The sequence below is a fragment of the Mycobacterium sp. 4858 genome, assembly GCF_900240975.1.
Lineage (GTDB): Bacteria > Actinomycetota > Actinomycetes > Mycobacteriales > Mycobacteriaceae > Mycobacterium.
Map to the genome: position 1 here is coordinate 648,649 of NZ_LT968776.1, position 17,393 is coordinate 666,041.

At 66.2% G+C, this 17,393-nt stretch carries 18 protein-coding genes; 7 read left to right on the plus strand and 11 right to left on the minus strand.

The window, feature by feature from the left end; translation table 11 throughout:
* Positions 1-18: 18 nt before the first annotated feature.
* Complete coding sequence (gene ctaD, locus C1737_RS11460; RefSeq protein ID WP_068098894.1) at positions 19-1,764, minus strand: cytochrome c oxidase subunit I; 1,746 nt, start codon at positions 1,762-1,764, stop codon at positions 19-21.
* A 176-nt stretch (positions 1,765-1,940) separates the two neighbouring features.
* On the opposite strand from ctaD, the gene C1737_RS11465 reads away from it, so the two are divergent.
* Entirely contained in the window at positions 1,941-3,044 is a 1,104-nt protein-coding gene (locus tag C1737_RS11465) for an iron-siderophore ABC transporter substrate-binding protein (protein WP_369807525.1), read from the plus strand.
* A gap of 116 nt (positions 3,045-3,160) precedes the next feature.
* Positions 3,161-4,201 carry an NAD(P)-dependent alcohol dehydrogenase gene (locus tag C1737_RS11470; RefSeq protein WP_067919085.1) on the plus strand — a complete coding sequence of 347 codons (1,041 nt, stop codon included), beginning with the start codon at positions 3,161-3,163 and terminating at the stop codon, positions 4,199-4,201.
* On the opposite strand, the gene C1737_RS11475 is transcribed toward C1737_RS11470, so the two are convergent.
* Entirely contained in the window at positions 4,196-4,579 is a 384-nt protein-coding gene (locus C1737_RS11475; RefSeq protein ID WP_067919086.1) for a DUF3349 domain-containing protein, read from the minus strand. The two genes, C1737_RS11470 and C1737_RS11475, sit on opposite strands and share 6 nt — an antisense overlap.
* A gap of 198 nt (positions 4,580-4,777) precedes the next feature.
* Here C1737_RS11475 and C1737_RS11480 point away from each other — a divergent pair, with 198 nt between their 5' ends.
* The gene (locus C1737_RS11480; RefSeq protein ID WP_082973136.1) at positions 4,778-5,347 is read left to right on the plus strand and encodes a restriction endonuclease; all 570 of its coding nucleotides are present in this window, start codon (positions 4,778-4,780) and stop codon (positions 5,345-5,347) included.
* 70 nt (positions 5,348-5,417) lie between these two features.
* On the opposite strand, the gene nrdF is transcribed toward C1737_RS11480, so the two are convergent.
* Entirely contained in the window at positions 5,418-6,392 is a 975-nt protein-coding gene (gene nrdF, locus C1737_RS11485) for a class 1b ribonucleoside-diphosphate reductase subunit beta (protein ID WP_197514482.1), read from the minus strand.
* Between the two features lie 234 nt (positions 6,393-6,626).
* On the opposite strand from nrdF, the gene C1737_RS11490 reads away from it, so the two are divergent.
* Together C1737_RS11490 and C1737_RS11495 are read left to right on the plus strand one after the other, a co-directional pair.
* Complete coding sequence (locus C1737_RS11490) at positions 6,627-7,070, plus strand: SRPBCC family protein (RefSeq protein WP_102418297.1); 444 nt, start codon at positions 6,627-6,629, stop codon at positions 7,068-7,070.
* Entirely contained in the window at positions 7,057-7,614 is a 558-nt protein-coding gene (locus tag C1737_RS11495; RefSeq protein ID WP_102418299.1) for a TetR/AcrR family transcriptional regulator, read from the plus strand. Before C1737_RS11490 ends, C1737_RS11495 begins: the two co-directional genes overlap by 14 nt.
* Here the strand turns inward: C1737_RS11495 and C1737_RS11500 are convergent.
* From C1737_RS11500 to C1737_RS11525, 6 genes are all read right to left on the minus strand, one after another.
* Positions 7,582-9,120 carry an NAD(P)/FAD-dependent oxidoreductase gene (locus tag C1737_RS11500; RefSeq protein WP_102418302.1) on the minus strand — a complete coding sequence of 513 codons (1,539 nt, stop codon included), beginning with the start codon at positions 9,118-9,120 and terminating at the stop codon, positions 7,582-7,584. The genes C1737_RS11495 and C1737_RS11500 overlap by 33 nt on opposite strands.
* A 105-nt stretch (positions 9,121-9,225) precedes the next feature.
* Positions 9,226-9,960, minus strand: coding sequence for a TetR/AcrR family transcriptional regulator (locus C1737_RS11505; RefSeq protein WP_102419904.1), 735 nt, complete (start codon positions 9,958-9,960; stop codon positions 9,226-9,228).
* 79 nt (positions 9,961-10,039) lie between these two features.
* Positions 10,040-12,205 carry a class 1b ribonucleoside-diphosphate reductase subunit alpha gene (nrdE, locus tag C1737_RS11510; RefSeq protein WP_102418304.1) on the minus strand — a complete coding sequence of 722 codons (2,166 nt, stop codon included), beginning with the start codon at positions 12,203-12,205 and terminating at the stop codon, positions 10,040-10,042.
* Positions 12,175-12,654, minus strand: a complete 480-nt coding sequence (gene nrdI / locus C1737_RS11515) for a class Ib ribonucleoside-diphosphate reductase assembly flavoprotein NrdI (RefSeq protein WP_102419905.1) — start codon at positions 12,652-12,654, stop codon at positions 12,175-12,177. The genes nrdE and nrdI overlap by 31 nt, the downstream gene beginning before the upstream one ends.
* Positions 12,655-12,727: 73 nt before the next feature.
* Positions 12,728-12,967, minus strand: coding sequence for a glutaredoxin-like protein NrdH (nrdH, locus tag C1737_RS11520; RefSeq protein WP_067923756.1), 240 nt, complete (start codon positions 12,965-12,967; stop codon positions 12,728-12,730).
* 529 nt (positions 12,968-13,496) lie between these two features.
* Complete coding sequence (locus C1737_RS11525) at positions 13,497-14,051, minus strand: NAD(P)H-dependent oxidoreductase (RefSeq protein WP_068098858.1); 555 nt, start codon at positions 14,049-14,051, stop codon at positions 13,497-13,499.
* Positions 14,052-14,144: 93 nt separating this feature from the next.
* On the opposite strand from C1737_RS11525, the gene C1737_RS11530 reads away from it, so the two are divergent.
* Together C1737_RS11530 and C1737_RS11535 are read left to right on the plus strand one after the other, a co-directional pair.
* Entirely contained in the window at positions 14,145-14,753 is a 609-nt protein-coding gene (locus C1737_RS11530) for a TetR/AcrR family transcriptional regulator (RefSeq protein WP_102418306.1), read from the plus strand.
* 6 nt (positions 14,754-14,759) lie between these two features.
* On the plus strand, positions 14,760-15,803 hold the full coding sequence (locus C1737_RS11535; protein ID WP_068098856.1) for a DNA polymerase IV: 1,044 nt from the start codon (positions 14,760-14,762) through the stop codon (positions 15,801-15,803).
* On the opposite strand, the gene C1737_RS11540 is transcribed toward C1737_RS11535, so the two are convergent.
* Together C1737_RS11540 and C1737_RS11545 are read right to left on the minus strand one after the other, a co-directional pair.
* Entirely contained in the window at positions 15,738-16,661 is a 924-nt protein-coding gene (locus C1737_RS11540; RefSeq protein WP_067923744.1) for an SDR family oxidoreductase, read from the minus strand. The genes C1737_RS11535 and C1737_RS11540 overlap by 66 nt on opposite strands.
* A 27-nt stretch (positions 16,662-16,688) precedes the next feature.
* Positions 16,689-17,324: a TetR/AcrR family transcriptional regulator gene (locus C1737_RS11545; RefSeq protein ID WP_068098855.1), complete on the minus strand. Its 636-nt coding sequence runs from the start codon at positions 17,322-17,324 to the stop codon at positions 16,689-16,691.
* Between the last annotated feature and the right edge of the window lie 69 nt (positions 17,325-17,393).

Consider the following 17,393-nt stretch of genomic DNA (forward strand, 5'->3'; position numbering starts at 1 on the left):
TAGCCGCCGATCAGGCCATCAGCTGCGAACCTGGACGTCGTCCAGCCTGGTGACGTCCTTGTCCGACGGCCCGTGTGCCCGGCCCACGTGCGCCTCGGCACGCAGCCGCTCCACCATGTGCGGGTAGTGCAACTCGAAAGCCGGGCGCTCCGAACGGATCCGGGGCAGCTCGGTGAAGTTGTGCCGCGGCGGCGGGCAACTGGTCGCCCACTCCAGCGAGTTGCCGTAGCCCCACGGGTCGTCGACGGTCACGACCTCGCCGTAGCGCCAGCTCTTGAAGACGTTCCAGACGAACGGGAACATCGACACACCCAGGATGAAGGCGCCGACCGTGGACACGATGTTGAGCCCCTGGAAGCCGTCGCTGGCCAGGTAGTCGGCGTAGCGGCGCGGCATACCCATGTCACCCAGCCAGTGCTGCACCAGGAACGTGGTGTGAAAGCCGATGAAGGTCAGCCAGAAGTGCAGCTTGCCCAGCCGCTCGTCGAGCAACCGGCCGGTCATCTTCGGGAACCAGAAGTAGACGCCCGCGTAGGTGGCGAACACGATGGTGCCGAAGAGGACGTAGTGGAAGTGCGCCACCACGAAGTAGGTGTCGGTGACGTGGAAGTCCAGCGGCGGGCTGGCCAGCATGACCCCGGTCAGACCACCGAGCAGGAAGGTCACCAGGAAGCCCACGGAGAACAGCATCGGGGTCTCGAAGGTGAGTTGCCCCTTCCACATGGTGCCGATCCAGTTGAAGAACTTGATCCCCGTCGGCACCGCGATCAGATACGTCATGAACGAGAAGAACGGCAGCAGAACGGCTCCGGTGGCGAACATGTGGTGCGCCCACACCGCGACCGACAGCGCGGCGATCGACAGCGTCGCGTACACCAGGGTGGTGTAACCGAAGACCGGCTTGCGGGCGAACACCGGGATGATCTCGGTGACGATCCCGAAGAACGGCAGCGCGATGATGTACACCTCCGGATGGCCGAAGAACCAGAACAGGTGCTGCCACAACAGGACCCCACCGTTGGCGGCGTCGTACACGTGGGCGCCCAGATGCCGGTCGGCGGCCAGCCCGAACAGCGCGGCGGTCAGGATCGGGAACGCGATCAGGATCAGGATCGACGTCACCATGATGTTCCAGGTGAAGATCGGCATCCGGAACATCGTCATGCCGGGCGCGCGCATGCACACCACCGTCGTGATCATGTTGACCGCACCGAGGATGGTGCCCAGACCCGCGACGATCAGGCCGGTGATCCACAGGTCTCCGCCGGCGCCGGGCGAGTGGACGGCGTCGGACAGCGGCGTGTAGGCCGTCCAGCCGAAGTCCGCGGCCCCACCCGGGACGATGAACCCGGCCGCGGCCGTCAGACCGCCGAAGAGGAAGAGCCAGAACGAGAAGGCGTTCAGCCGCGGGAAGGCCACGTCCGGCGCGCCGATCTGCAGCGGCAGCACCAGGTTGGCGAACCCGAACACGACCGGCGTCGCGTACAGCAACAGCATGATCGTGCCGTGCATGGTGAACAGCTGGTTGTACTGCTCGTTCGACAGGAACTGCAGCCCCGGCGCCGCGAGCTCGGTGCGCATCAACAGGGCCATCAGTCCGCCGATGAAGAAGAAGACGAAGCAGGTGACCGTGTACATGATGCCGATCATCTTGTGATCGGTGGTCGTGATCAGTTTGTAGACGAGGTTCCCTTTGGGACCGGTCCGGTCCGGGTACGGACGAACGGCCTCGAGTTCTCCCAAGGGGGGCGCTTCGGCTGTCAACAGCTTCTCCAAACATCCGGATAGGACAGGGGCCCAAAACAGAGCTGACACGAATACTAACCGTCGATCCTGCCGACGTCAGGGCTGGTCCTACAAACTGTCGTAATCGGCTCGGCACCGCGGCGTGTCGTTTCGGCGTGCCTGGCACGGGGCCGGCAGGTGTTAGCGTTCGACGCGTGCTTTCCGGCGTGACCCGACCCGCGTTCCTGCGCGCGGCCGCCGCGCTGGCGGCCGCGGTCGCCGTCACGTGCAGCGGCTGCGGATCCGGCAAGCCGGGCACCAAGGCGAGCCCCTCGCTGGTGACGCCGACCACCCAGATCGCGGGCGCCGGCGTGCTCGGGAACGACCGCCGCCCGGACGAGTCGTGTGCGCGCGACGCCGCGGCGGCCGATCCGGGACCGAACACGCGGCAGGCGCACAACGCGGCCGGCGTCACCCCGGACGTGGTGCAGGTGCCCGCCGAGCCGCAGCGGATCGTGGTGCTGTCCGGCGATCAGCTGGACGCGCTGTGCGCGCTCGGCCTGCAATCGCGGGTGGTCGCGGCGGCCTTGCCGGACGGGTCGTCCGGCCAGCCGGCCTACCTGGGCAGCGCGGTGCACGGCGTGCCAGGCGTCGGGAGCCGCAGCAACCCCGACCTGGCCGCGATCGCGGCGGCACACCCGGACCTCATCCTGGGATCGCAGGGCTTGACGCCCAAGCTGTATCCGCAGCTGGCCGCGATCGCACCGACGGTGTTCACCGCGGCGCCCGGCGCGGCCTGGGAGGACAACCTGCGGGGCGTGGGCGGCGCGGCGGCGCGCGGTGGCGCGATGGACGCGCTGCTCAGGGGCTTTTCCCAGCGGGCCGGCGACGTCGGCGCTCGGCATGACGCGTCCCACTTCCAGGCGTCCATCGTGCAGTTCACCACCGACACCATCCGGGTCTACGGCACCAACAACTTCCCGGCCAGCGTGCTCGGCGCCGTCGGCGTCGACCGGCCGGCGTCGCAGCGGTTCACCGACAAGCCGTACATCGAGATCCGCGCGACCGACGACGACCTGGCCAAGAGCCCGGACCTGTCCGCCGCCGACGCCGACGTCGTCTACGTGTCGTGTGCGTCACCGGCGGCCGCCCAGCGCGCCGCGACGGTGCTGGACAGCAACCCGTGGCGCAAGCTGTCCGCGAACCACGACAACCGCGTCTACATCGTCAACGACGAGGTGTGGCAGACCGGCGAGGGCCTGATCGCGGCCCGCGGGATCGTCGACGACCTGCGCCTGGTGAACGCCCCGATCAATTAGCAACTCGGCGGGCGGTCACCCGCCGTCCTAAGGTGATGACGAGTGGCCACCGCTGGCCCGGGAACATTACCTTAGCTAAACTTTTGACGACGCGACCACATCGAAGAGGGATATACATGAGCACTGTTTCGGCCTATGCCGCCACGTCGGCAACCGAACCGTTGACCAAGACCACCATCGAGCGCCGTGAGCCCGGCCCGCACGACGTGGCGATCGACATCAAGTTCGCCGGGATCTGCCACTCCGACATCCACACCGTCAAGGCCGAGTGGGGCACGCCGAATTACCCGGTGGTGCCCGGCCATGAGATCGCAGGCGTGGTGAGCGAGGTCGGTTCCGCGGTCACCAAGTACAAGGTCGGCGACCACGTCGGCGTGGGCTGCATGGTGAACTCCTGCGGTCAGTGCAGCAGTTGCAAGGCCGGGCTCGAGCAGTACTGCAAGCCCGGTGCGACCTTCACCTACAACTCCATCGACAAAGACGGCACGTCGACCCAGGGCGGCTACAGCCAGGCGGTCGTCGTCGACGAGAACTTCGTCGTGCGCATCCCCGACTCGCTGCCGCTGGACAAGGCGGCGCCGCTGCTGTGCGCGGGCATCACGCTGTTCTCGCCGCTGCGGCACTGGAACGCCGGCGAGGGCACCCGGCTGGCGATCATCGGGCTGGGCGGCCTGGGGCACATGGGCGTCAAGCTGGGCGCGGCGATGGGCGCCGAGGTGACGGTGCTGTCGCAGTCGCTGAAGAAGATGGAGGACGGGCTGCGCCTGGGCGCGAGCCACTACTACGCCACTTCCGACCCCGACACCTTCAAGAAGCTGCGTGGCAGCTTCGACCTGATCCTGAACACGGTCTCGGCGAACCTGAAACTGAACGACTACCTCAACCTGCTCGACGTCGACGGCACCCTGGTCGAATTGGGCATCCCGGAGCACCCCATGGAGGTCGGGGCGTTCCCGCTGGCGCTGGCGCGGCGCAGCCTCTCCGGGTCCAACATCGGCGGGATCGCCGAAACCCAGGAAATGCTGGACTTCTGCGCCGAGCACGACGTGACGCCCGAAATCGAGCTGATCGAGCCGGATTACATCAACGAGGCCTACGAGCGGGTCCTGGCGAGCGACGTCCGCTACCGCTTCGTCATCGACATCTCGAAGCTATGAGGCGACCTCTGACGGTTCTTCGGGTGCGCAGTGACGGGCAACCCGCTCGGCCGCCTCGGCGTGCTCGTCGTCGGGTACCACCTCGCTGACGTCGATGCCGGCCAACGGCCAGCCGGCCGCGGCCAGCGTGGTGGCCACCCGGATGATGTTTTCCTTGCCGGCATCGAATTGCGTCATGTCGGAGATGAATTCGGCGATCTCGTCGCGATCGATCGGGTGATCGATCGTCTCCGGAGACCCTTCCTTCGCGGTGATGTGGCGCACCACCTCGCGGATCTGGTCTTCGGTCAGCGGTGTGCTGCGCAGCAAGGCCATCAACGGCACGCGGTCCGGACCGGGAACGCCGTTCGGGTAGCCGACCTGCAGCCACTGAATCACTGAGCGGCAGAAATGGTGGCGGTGATCCTTCTCAGGGGAGGCGGGTTTCGTCACCAGAACAGTGTCGGGCAGCCGCATCACGCGCGCTAGCGAGGCGTCGCTGGAACCCCACAATTCACATGCCGTTCATTGCCTGAACATGTGCGGCGCTTGCGCTTAATGGCCCGATTTGTCGTCGGCGATCCCTACCATCGAGGCGTGCTCAAGGCGCTGGTGGTCATCCCGCTGGCCTGCGGGCTGTTGGTCGGCATCGTCGAGCACAGCGCGGGGATGGCGTCCGTGGCGTTCTACCTGATGGTGCTGCTCGAGGTGCTCGTCGGCTGGGCGACCAACCGCCGATGGCCGCGCGCGGGCCACGCCACGTTGGCCACCGTTGACGCCATGGACGGGGTCGCATTCGAGCGCTATGTCGCCGCGCGGCTGCGCCGCGCCGGTTGGCGGGTGACGTTCACCCCGCCGGTCGGGGACTACGGCGTGGACCTGATCGCCGAGAAGGACGGCCACTTGGTCGCGGTCCAGTGCAAGCGTTACGGCCAATCGGTGGGCGTGGCGGCCGTGCAGCAGGTGGTATCCGGCGCTCGCCACCACGGGTGCACCAGGAGCATCGTGGTGACCAATCGCGAATTCACAAGGGCAGCAAAGCAATTGGCGCACACCCACGGCTGTCAGTTGATCGGCCGGAAAGTCCTGCAAGGTTGGGTGCCACCGCCCGCGGGCAGCACCAAAGATCCTGCGGGAAGAAAACCGGCGCAGCCGGTGTATGAATAGAAGATCGGGCCGGCCCCAGTCCCTCCCCCCCGACAGTGCGGCCGGCCCGATTCTCAATCCAGGTAGGGCTTCAGAAGTCCCAGTCCTCGTCCTCGGTGACGACGGCCTTGCCGATCACGTACGACGAGCCGGAGCCCGAGAAGAAGTCGTGGTTCTCGTCCGCGTTGGGTGACAGGGCCGACAGGATCGCCGGGTTGACGTCGGTCTCGTCGCGCGGGAACAACGCCTCGTAACCGAGGTTCATCAGCGCCTTGTTGGCGTTGTAGCGCAGGAACTTCTTGACGTCCTCGGTCAGCCCGACCTCGTCGTAGAGGTCCTGGGTGTACTCAACCTCGTTGTCGTAGAGCTCGAACAGCAGCTCATAGGTGTAGTCCTTGAGCTCGGCGCGCTTGGCCTCGTCGACCAGCGCCAGCCCACGCTGGTACTTGTAGCCGATGTAGTACCCATGCACGGCCTCGTCGCGGATGATCAGCCGGATCATGTCGGCGGTGTTGGTCAGCTTGGCCCGGCTCGACCAGTACATCGGCAGGTAGAAGCCGGAGTAGAACAGGAAGCTTTCCAGCAGCGTGGAGGCCACCTTGCGCTTGAGCGGCTCGTCACCTTTGTAGTACTGCATGACGATCTCGGCCTTGCGCTGCAGGTTGGGGTTCTCCTCCGACCAGCGGAAGGCGTCGTCGATCTCGGCGGTGGAGCACAGGGTGGAGAAGATGTTGCTGTAGCTGCGCGCGTGCACCGACTCCATGAAGGCGATGTTGGTGTAGACGGCCTCCTCGTGCGGGGTCAGCGCATCGGGGATCAGGCTGACCGCCCCCACCGTGCCCTGGATGGTGTCCAGCAGCGTCAGCCCGGTGAACACCCGCATGGTCATCTGCTTCTCGTGAGCGGTCAACGTGCCCCACGACGGCAGGTCGTTGGACACCGGCACCTTCTCGGGCAGCCAGAAGTTTCCGGTCAGCCGGTCCCAGACCTCGGCGTCCTTGTCGTCCTGCAGCCGGTTCCAGTTGATCGCCGAAACGCGGTCAATCAGCTTCATGTTCTCGGTCACCAGAACCCCACCTCACCAGCCGTCTTTGGCTGACAGTTGCCTGCAGATCTTCAGGCTCCAAACACTACCCCTGGGGTACGACAACGGAGCGGAACACAAGACGTTGTGTTTGCGTGTCGCGACATACCCCGCGTTCACTTGCACTCCTTCGAGTATTACGCGCTCGCCGCGGCACGGTAGCGAAGTCTGGTCAGGCCCTATCCAACAACCACCACAGGATGTACCATTTGGTACATGATTACCGAAGACAGCGTTGAGATCGACGCGCCGCCGCAGCTGGTGTGGGATGTCTTCAGCGACGTGGAGCACTGGCCCGAATGGACCGCCTCGGTGACGTCGCTGGTCGGACGGGACGGCGCTGCGCTCGGGATCGGCAAGCGGTTCACCATCAAGCAGCCCGGCATGTCGAAGCTGGTCTGGAAGGTCACCGAGATCGACCCGGGTTCCTCGTGGACGTGGGTACAACGCTCCCCCGGCGTGAACGTCATCGCTCGCCACTATGTGACCGCCCGACCCGACGGCGGCACGCTCGTGCGCCAGCAACTGGATCAGCGCGGGATGCTCGGCGCACTGGTCGGGCGGCTGATGCTCAACAAGACCAAGCGATTCCTCAAAATCGAGGCCCAGGGACTCAAGGCCCGGTCTGAGCAGCTCAGCCGCGCCAATGACCCGAGCTGATTCCGAACGGCGCCGGCAGCTCCTCGACGCACTCGTCGACGAGTTCGCGGCGGGCGGCGTCGGCGACCGCTCCTTGCGTGAGGTGGCCGCGGCGGTCGGCTCCAGCCATCGAATGCTGTTGCACCACTTCGGATCTCGAGAGGGCCTGCTGCTTGCGGTGGTCGAAGAGGTCGAGCGCCGGCAGATGGGCGTGCTGGCCGGCCTCCCCACGACGCCGGCGGAAGGTTTCGCCGCCATGTGGGCAGACGTCCGTCGACCCGAGCTCCGGCAGTGGGAACGCCTGTTCTTCGAGTGCTACGCCCGCGCGGCGCAGAGCGAAAAACCTTTCGCCGGTATGGTTCCCGGCGCCGTCGACAAGTGGCTCGCGGAGATCGAGGCCGTCACCGACGGTCCGGTCGACCCGGCCATGGCGAGGCTCGGGCTGGCCGTGATCCGCGGCCTGCTGCTGGACCTGGTGGCCACCGACGACGACGCGGGCGTCGACGCGGCCGCGCGGGCCTTCGTGAGCCTGCTAGGCGGTCGCGACCTCACGGCCGGCACGTGATCCCGCCCCGAAGAACTGATACTCCTCCGGCTTGATCGAGCGGGTGTCGCGCCAGTACTCCCAGGTGTAGCCACCCCACAGCACCGTGTTCTTGCCGTGCTCGTCGAGGTACCAGCTGCTGCATCCGCCGCTGTTCCACACCGAATGCCCCAGCCTGCGCTGCAACTCGTCGTTGAAGGCGTCCTGCGCGGCGCGCGTCGGCGCCAGCGCCGCCACGCCCCGCTTGTCGCAGGCCTTGATGGCGCTGGCGACGTAGCGAATCTGGGACTCGATCATGAAGACCACCGAGTTGTGGCCCAGGCCGGTGTTCGGCCCCAGCAGGAAGAACAGGTTGGGCATGTCGGCGACCGTGATGCCGCGGTGCGCGGCGATGCCCTCCCGGTTCCAGCGGTCCACCAGGTCCTCGCCGTTGTGCCCCTTGATCTGGACGTAGGTGTAGGAGTCGGTGACGTGGAATCCGGTGCCGTAGACGATCACGTCGACTTCGCGCTCTTTGCCGTCGGCGGTGACGATGCCGGTGGGCGTGATCCGCGCGATGTGGTCGGTGATCAGTTCGGTCTTCGGATCCGCGACCGCGGGATAGTAGGTCGAGGAGTTCAGGATTCGCTTACACCCGATCCGGTAGTGCGGGGTCAGCTTGCGACGCAGCTCGCGATCCTTGACCGATCGGCGAATGTTGTATTTGACGTAGGCCTCGATGAACTTCAAGGCGTTGGGGCGCTTGGTCATACCGACGGCCAGGGCCTCTTGACCCCAATAGATCACCGCACGCACCAGCGCCCGCAGGCCGGGGACGTTGGCCATCGCCCGCCGCAACGCCACGGGGATCTCGGGGTTGGAACGCGGTACCACCCAGGGCGGAGTGCGTTGGTAGAGCTGCAGTTCGGCCACCTGCCCGACGATCTCCGGCACGATCTGGATGGCGCTGGCGCCGGTCCCGATCATCGCCACCCGCTTACCGGTCAGGTCGACGGTGTGATCCCATTCCGCGGAATGGAAAGCGGGACCGCGGAATTCGTCACGGCCCTCGATGTCGGGCATGGCCGGGATGTGCAGCGCGCCCGCGCCCGAGATCAGGAACTGCCCGACGAACTCGCGGCCGTCTTTGGTGAAGACGTGCCAGCGCTGCTCGTCGTCGTCCCAGTGGGCCCGATCGACGTGCGAATTGAACTGGATGTAGCGGCGCAACCCGTATTTCTCGGTGACTCCCTTGAGGTAGTCCCAGATCTCGGGCTGATAGGAGAACGGGTTGCGCCAGTCGGGCTTGGGCTCGAACGAGAACGAGTACAGGTGCGACGGGATGTCGCAGGCGCAGCCGGGATAGCTGTTGTCGCGCCACGTGCCGCCGACGTCGTCGAACTTCTCCAGGATGACGAAGTCCACGCCCTGTTGTTGCAGCTTGATCGCCATCCCCAGGCCGGAGAACCCGGTCCCGATGATGATGGCGCGCGCGTGGACGGGTCGGTGCGCGGATACCGGTTCGGCTTGTGTCACAACGTCGGTCACGGTGTATCGATCTTCCTGTCGGTTTCCGCAAATACCCAGTACCCAGGGTATCGGATGGCACGAGTGTCGACGATCGCCGCAGCGATGTCAACGTGCCAAAAGTCCTCAGCTTGCCGCGGGGTTGCTGGGCACCACGCTATGAATCGGCTGGTCGGGGTCCATACGGATGCCGAGCGCCTCGGCGGTCCCGACGATCATCCCGACCATGATCGTCGTCAGGTGGGCGACGAACTGCTCACGCGGCATGCGGCGCGGGCTGTCTGCGTCGGGCCCCAGCCACCATTCGGTGGCCGACGCCGCCGACCCGAAGGCCGCGTTCCCGGCCAGTTCGAATGCCGCATGGTCCAGTTCCATCTCGCGCAGCTCGTTGTCGAACATGTCGGCCACGGCCAGGGTGATCCCCCGGCCCTCGTTGAGGATCTGCGGGCTCGCCGCGGAGCGACCCTGGATGAAGACCCGCAGCACGTTGGGATGCTGGTCGACCAGGTTGACGTACTCCTCGACGGCGCGGCGGATGACCTCGCGGGAGGAGTCGGTCTTCAGGTCGATCGACGGGAAGATGGCCGCCCACAGCATGTCGCGCAGCCGTTCGCCGATGGCCTGGAACAGGTCGGCCTTGTCGTGGAAATGCCGGTAGATCTTCGGCTTGGCGGTGCCGGCCTCCTCGGCGATCTCCCGCACGCTCAACTCGGGGCCCAGACGGTCGATGGCGCGGAAGGCCGCGTCCACGATTTCGCCGCGCACCTTCTTGCGATGTTCACGCCACCGCTCGCTGCGCGCATCGACCTTGGCCCCTGGCGGCTTCACGCTGGGGTGGGGTGGTCGCGGAATTCTCACCACGTCATGCACCATACCCCTCCGGCGACCGTTTGAGCCGCTGACCTGGGCAGACTGCGCGCCAGGGGCCCCGGGCAGGCGTTTAGAGCATGCAGGACACGCAGCCCTCGACCTCGGTGCCCTCCAAAGCCATTTGCCGCAGCCGGATGTAGTAGAGCGTCTTGATGCCCTTGCGCCAGGCGTAGATCTGCGCCTTGTTCACGTCGCGGGTGGTGGCCGTGTCCTTGAAGAACAGCGTCAGGCTCAGTCCCTGGTCCACGTGCTGGGTGGCCGCGGCGTAGGTGTCGATGACCTTCTCGTAGCCGATCTCGTAGGCGTCCTGGAAGTACTCCAGGTTGTCGTTGGTCATGTAGGGCGCCGGGTAGTAGACGCGGCCGATCTTGCCTTCCTTGCGGATCTCGACCTTGCTGGCGATCGGGTGGATCGAGCTCGTCGAGTGGTTGATGTAGGAGATCGACCCGGTCGGCGGGACGGCCTGCAGGTTCTGGTTGTAGATGCCGTGCGCCTGCACCGACTCCTTCAACCGCTTCCAGTCGTCTTGCGTCGGAATCCGGATGCAGGCATCGGCGAAGAGCTGACGCACCTTGTCGGTCTGCGGCTCCCACGCCTGGTCGGTGTACTTGTCGAAGAACTCCCCCGAGGCGTACTTCGACCGCTCGAAACCGCCGAAGGCCCTGCCCCGTTCGATCGCGATGCGGTTGGACGCCCGCAGCGCGTGGTAGAGCACCGTGTAGAAGTAGATGTTGGTGAAGTCGATGCCCTCTTCGGAACCGTAGAAGATGCGCTCGCGCGCGAGGTAGCCGTGCAGGTTCATCTGCCCCAGGCCGATCGCGTGGGATTCGTTGTTGCCCTGCTCGATTGAAGGCACCGACGTGATGTGCGTCTGGTCGCTCACCGCGGTCAGCGCGCGGATGGCCACCTCGATGGTCTGCGCGAAGTCCGGCGAGTCCATCGCCTTGGCGATGTTCAACGAACCGAGGTTGCACGAAATGTCCTTGCCCACTTTGGCGTACGAGAGGTCGTCATTGAACAGCGACGGCGTCGACACCTGCAGGATCTCCGAGCACAGGTTCGAGTGCGTGATTTTGCCCTCGACCGGGTTGGCCCGGTTCACCGTGTCCTCGAACATGATGTAGGGATAGCCCGACTCGAACTGCAGCTCGGCCAGCGTCTGGAAGAACTCGCGCGCCTTGATCTTCGTCTTGCGGATGCGCGCGTCGTCGACCATCTCGTAGTACTTCTCGGTCACCGAGATGTCGGCGAACGGCAGGCCGTAGACGCGCTCGACGTCGTACGGCGAGAACAGGTACATGTCCTCGTTCTTCTTGGCCAGTTCGAAGGTGATGTCGGGGATCACCACGCCCAGGCTCAGCGTCTTGATCCGGATCTTCTCGTCGGCGTTCTCGCGCTTGGTGTCCAGGAAGCGGTAGATGTCGGGGTGGTGGGCGTGCAGGTACACCGCGCCGGCGCCCTGGCGCGCACCCAACTGGTTGGCGTAGGAGAACGAATCCTCGAGCAGCTTCATGATCGGGATGACGCCCGAGGACTGGTTCTCGATGTTCTTGATCGGCGCGCCGTGCTCGCGAATGTTGCTCAGCAGCAAGGCGACTCCCCCGCCGCGCTTGGACAGCTGCAGTGCGGAGTTGATCGATCGTCCGATCGACTCCATGTTGTCCTCGATGCGCAACAGGAAGCAGCTCACCGGCTCGCCGCGCTGCTTCTTGCCGGAGTTCAGAAACGTCGGGGTGGCCGGCTGGAAGCGGCCGTCGATGATCTCGTCGACCAGCTTCTCGGCCAGCCCGGTGTCGCCGGCCGCCAGGGTCAGCGCGACCATGACCACGCGGTCCTCGAAGCGCTCCAGGTAGCGCTTACCGTCGAACGTCTTCAGCGTGTAGGAGGTGTAGTACTTGAACGCGCCGAGGAACGTCGGGAACCGGAACTTCTTGGCATAGGCACGGTCCAGCAGCGACTTGACGAAGTTGCGCGCGTACTGGTCGAGAACCTCACGCTCGTAATAGTTCTCGCGGATCAGGTAGTCGATCTTCTCGTCCTGGTTGTGGAAGAAGACCGTGTTCTGGTTGACGTGCTGCAGGAAGTACTGGCGCGCCGCCAGCACGTCCTTGTCGAACTGGATCTTGCCGTCCGCGTCGTACAGATTGAGCATCGCGTTCAGCGCGTGGTAGTCCGTCTCACCGGGCAACGCGTGCGCGCCGGACGTTACAGGCTCTGCAGTGACGGTTGGTGGCACGTCTGTTCCTTCCAGAATTCTTCCAAGCCCGCACGGACGGCCTCCACGTCGTCCGGGGTGCCCATCAGTTCGAAGCGGTAAAGGTAAGGGACGCCGCATTTGCGGGAGATCACGTTGCCCGCGTAGGCGAATTCGGCGCCGAAGTTGTTGTTGCCCGCCGCGATCACGCCGCGGATCAACGACCGGTTGTGCTCGTTGTTCAGGAATGCGATGACCTGCTTGGGCACATAGCCACCGGCGTTGAGGTCAGGGGTGGCCCGGCCGCCGCCGTACGTGGGCACGATCAGCACGTAGGGCTCATCGACCTCGATGCGGCCGTGCAGCGGTATCCGCGTGGCGGGAACACCCAGCTTCTGCACGAAGCGGTGAGTGTTCTCCGACACGGAGGAGAAATAGACCAGTGGCGATCGCAAGTGCGGCGAAACCGGGCGAAGCGGGTCGCCACTCATCCAGCTTGGGCTGCGCTGCGTGATGTCCATAGCACCGCAACCTCCTTCTTACCTAACGTCTGCCGCTGACCACTCAGGCGCTGAGCGCCGCTTGCGCGAGGGCCTTGATGCGGTCCGGGCGAAACCCCGACCAGTGCTCGTTTTCGGCCACCACCACGGGTGCCTGCAGGTACCCCAGCGCCATCACGTAGTCGCGCGCCTCGTTATCCAGCGTGATGTCGACCTTCTCGTAGCCGATGCCCTGCTTGTCCAGGGCCTTGAACGTGGCGCTGCACTGCACGCATGCCGGCTTGGTGTACACGGTGATGCTCATAGAAGCCGCTCCTTTGCGGAAGGTGGGACTTGTTACGGACTGGCAACTACTCGGTACTACGTCTTCGCTGTGTTTCAGCGGCCCGCCAAGCCCCCACATTCCCGTCACGCGGCCGTCGGGGTCGAGTGACCCATCGAGCCGATTTCGGGTGGTGAACCAGGCCCCGGTCGGCCTGGTGAACCTGGGATCTGCCGGTGCTCGAAACACTACACCTAGTGGCCGACAAGATGACCAGATACAAGATGTTCTGAATAACATTTCTGAAATTCGCTGGTCGTAAGCCTTTCGGACGACACGCGCACGGCGTGTCGCAGGTCACATTCTTCGACGGAGCCGCCCATGCGAATCGTTGTATCACCGGCCACCGACATCTCCCGGCGACGCCCGCCAAAGCCGCCGCGCCGGGCCCGTCCGGGCCGCCGCCAGCAAAGCCGTCAGCAAAGCCGCCAGCCAATGGCTGGCGGCTTTGGCTATCCGGTTACCGCAACCTCGCTGGTCACCCGGTGACCGGCTTGTGAACTTCCGCCAATCAGCCGACTTCGGCGACCAGCTTCCCGACCGCATCGCGCACGTTCTCCGAGAGCTCGGCGTGCTCCGCGGGTGCCTTGCCCTCCAGCGTCTTGAACGGAACGGACAGCTTGATCGACTCGACCACCCGGGCCCCGGCGATCCCGAAGCCCTTTCGGGTGTCGTCGTGCGCCCACACCCCGCCGTACTGGCCGAAGGACCCCCCGATCACCGCCAGCGGCTTGCCCTTGAGCGCGCCGTCGCCGAACGGGCGGGACAGCCAGTCGATCGCGTTTTTGATGACGGCCGGGTAGCTGCCGTTGTACTCCGGGGTAACCACCAGCGCGGCGTCGGCGCCGGCGGCCGCCGCGCGCAGGGCGACCACCTGGGGCAGCTGCGGGACGTCGGCATTCATCGCGTCGTCGATCTCTTCGTTGTAGAACGGCAGCTCGGCGAGCCCCTCGAAAATCGTGACGGTCACGTCGTCGGGGGCGACCGCCGCCGCCAGCTCGGCGATCTGCCGGTTCACCGACGCCGCGCGTAGGCTTCCTACGAACGCCAAGATGTTGGTTGTCACTTGTCGGAGTCCCTTCGGTCGTTGGTCTACATCTCCACAAGACCCAAAACCGGACTCTAGTCCGCTTTATTCCGGCGGCGCTAAAGTGCAGTCATGAGCGACCGGTTGGACGCGTTGACCGTGTTCGCCCCGCAGGTGGTCCACCAGGAGCGGGGCGACGCGGCGCGCAATCGGGCGCTCTTGCTCCAGGCTGCCCGAAACCTGATCGCCCAGCACGGCGCCGACGCCGTCACCATGGACGACATCGCCGCGGCCGCCGGGGTCGGCAAGGGCACGCTGTTCCGCCGGTTCGGCAGCCGCGCCGGCCTGATGATGGTGCTGCTCGACGAAGACGAACGAGCGAGTCAGCAGGCGTTTCTGTTCGGGCCGCCGCCCTTGGGGCCCGGCGCGCCGCCGACGGAACGGCTGGTGGCGTTCGGCCGCGAGCGGATCCGGTTCGCGCACACCCACTGCGAGCTGCTGTCGGCCGTCAACCGTGATCCGCAAAGCCGCCACAACGCGCCGGCGATGGTGCAACGCACCCACGTGCGGGTCCTGCTGAAGGCCGCCGAGTCCACCGGCAACCTCGATGTGCAGACCGACGCGTTGCTGGCGTTGCTGGACGTGGACTACATCGAACACCAACTCGCCGAGGGCGGCCACACCCTGCAGACGCTCGGCGACGCATGGGAAAGCCTGGCGCGCAAGCTCTGTGGACGCTGACCCGTCATGACCGCGTCGACGCCGAGCTGGGTTCTGCACGTCGACCTCGATCAGTTTCTGGCGTCGGTGGAGTTGCGCCGCCACCCCGAGCTGGCCGGGCTGCCGGTGATCGTCGGCGGTAACGGCGATCCGTCCGAGCCGCGCAAGGTCGTCACCTGCGCCTCCTATGAGGCCCGGGAATTCGGCGTCCACGCCGGTATGCCGTTGCGGGCGGCGGCCCGCCGCTGCCCCGAGGCGACGTTCCTGCCGTCGGACTCCGATGCCTACGACGCCGCCTCCCAACAGGTGATGGGGTTGCTACGCGACCTGGGACACCCGGTCGAGGTGTGGGGCTGGGACGAGGCGTACGTCGGGGTGGCCGGCGCCGACCCGAACGAAGTGGCCGAAGAGATCCGGGCGGTCATCTCGGCGGAAACCGGGCTGTCGTGCTCGGTCGGCATCAGCGACAACAAGCAGCGCGCCAAGGTGGCGACGGGCTTCGCCAAACCGGCGGGCGTCTTCGCGCTCACCGATGCGAACTGGATGACGATGATGGCGGACCGGCCGGTCGACGCGCTGTGGGGCGTGGGCCCCAAGACCGCGAAAAAGCTTGCCGCGCTGGGGATCACGACGGTGCGCGAGCTCGCGCACAGCGACGCCGAACTGCTGACGTCTGCGTTCGGTCCGCGCACCGGGCTGTGGCTGTTGCTGCTGGCCAAGGGCGGCGGTGACGCGCAAGTCAGCGCCGAGCCGTGGATCCCGCGCTCGCGCAGCCACGTCGTCACCTTCCCGCGCGACCTCACCGAACGCACCGAAATGGATTCGGCGGTCACGCAATTGGCCGAACAGGCGTTGACCGACGTGCTCGCGTCGGGCCGCATCGTGACGCGGGTGGCGGTCACGGTGCGGACCGCGACGTTCTACACCCGCACCAAGATCCGCAAGCTGGAGGCGCCAACCACCGATCGCGACACCATCGTCGCCGCGGCGCTGCGGGTGTTGGACTTATTCGAGCTCGACCGCCCGGTCCGGCTGCTGGGCGTGCGCCTCGAACTGGCCATGCCGGACTAGCGGCGCCGGCGCCGGCCGCAGCGCCCGGGTGAACACCACGTTCACCTGACGCATCGCCACGCTGTAGGGCCACCAGGCCAGCCGCTTGAAGGCATACAGCGCCCGGATGTCCGCCGAGGTGTAGATCAGGTAGCGGTTCTTGGCCACCCCGGCCAGGATCTTCTCGGCCGCCCTCTCCGGCGAGACGGCGTGGCCGCTGAAGCGGTTCACCCAGCGGGCCACCTTGGGGTCTTCGCGGTCCACGCCGGCGATCTCGACGGTCTGGACCAGCGGGGTGTTCACCGCGCCGGGCACCACGACCGACACCCCGATGCGGTGCCGCGCCAGGTCGAAGCGCAGCACCTCCGACAGCCCCCGCAGGCCGTACTTGCTGGCGCTGTAGGCCGCATGCCACGGGAGCGCGACCAACCCGGCGGCCGACGAGACGTTGACCAGGTGCCCGCCGTTGCGGGCCGCCACCATCGGCGGCACGAACGTTTCGATGACGTGGATGGGACCCATCAGGTTGATCGCGATCATCTTGGTCCACTGCTCGTGCGTGAGCCGGTCGACGGTGCCCCAGGCGGACACCCCCGCGATGTTGAGCACGACGTCCATGCTCGGGTGGTCCCGATGGATGTCGGCGGCGAACGCCGCCACCTCGTCATAGCTCGCGATGTCGAGGGCCCGATGCTCGGGCACCCGTGCGCCCAGCGCGCGGGCGTCGACCACCGTCCGCTCGAGCCCGTCCCGGTCACGGTCGGTGAGATAGAGCTCGGCGCCCTGGACCGCCAACCGCAGCGCGGTGGCGCGGCCGATGCCGCTGGCCGCCCCGGTGACCAGACACCGCTTTCCCGCGAAATATCCCTGCTGCCCCATTGCCGTGACGATACCGGCGGTAACGGCCTAGGGACGCCCGCTCCAGAGCGCGTGCAGCCACAATCGCTCCAGCACGCGCACGCGGCGGTCGCGATCGCTGTCACGACCGGCCAGGATCGGGTCGCCGGTCAGCATCAGCGCGGTGGTACCGGCGAGGGTGCGGATCAACGTCGGCAGGTCGTCGCTGATCGGACTGGCGGTGCCGGCCTTCATCTCCGCCTCGACGATGGAGACGATCTGCCCCAGCACCACCTCGAACTGCTGGTCCATGAGATTACGGATCTCGACGTCGGTGTTGCGCGCCTCGTTGCACGCGGTCATCACCGGGTCGTTGTGCGCGTACACGGCGGCCGCGCTGCCGACCATGCGCTGGGCGAACTGCTCCGGCGACTCGCCGGGCTGGCGGGGGGCGAAGTCCTGCGTGAGCTCTTCGAGTTCCGCGGCGGCCTCGGCCATCAGCTGGGCCAGCACGGCGTACTTGGAGTCGAAATAGAAGTAGAAGCCGCTCCGGGCCACCCCGGCCCGGAGGCTGATCGTGCTGACCGACAGCTCCGCGAATGGCTTCTCCTGCAGCAGTTCCCGCACCGCCTGCAGGATCGCCTGGCGCTGCTTGTCGCCGCGTCGTTGCCCGCCCGGCTCGCCGGTGGCGGGGTGGCTGCTCATTCCCTGACCTTGCACCACGCCTGTCAAAAAGCAAACTTGACAGCCGTCAAGTTTTTTCCGAAGGTTATA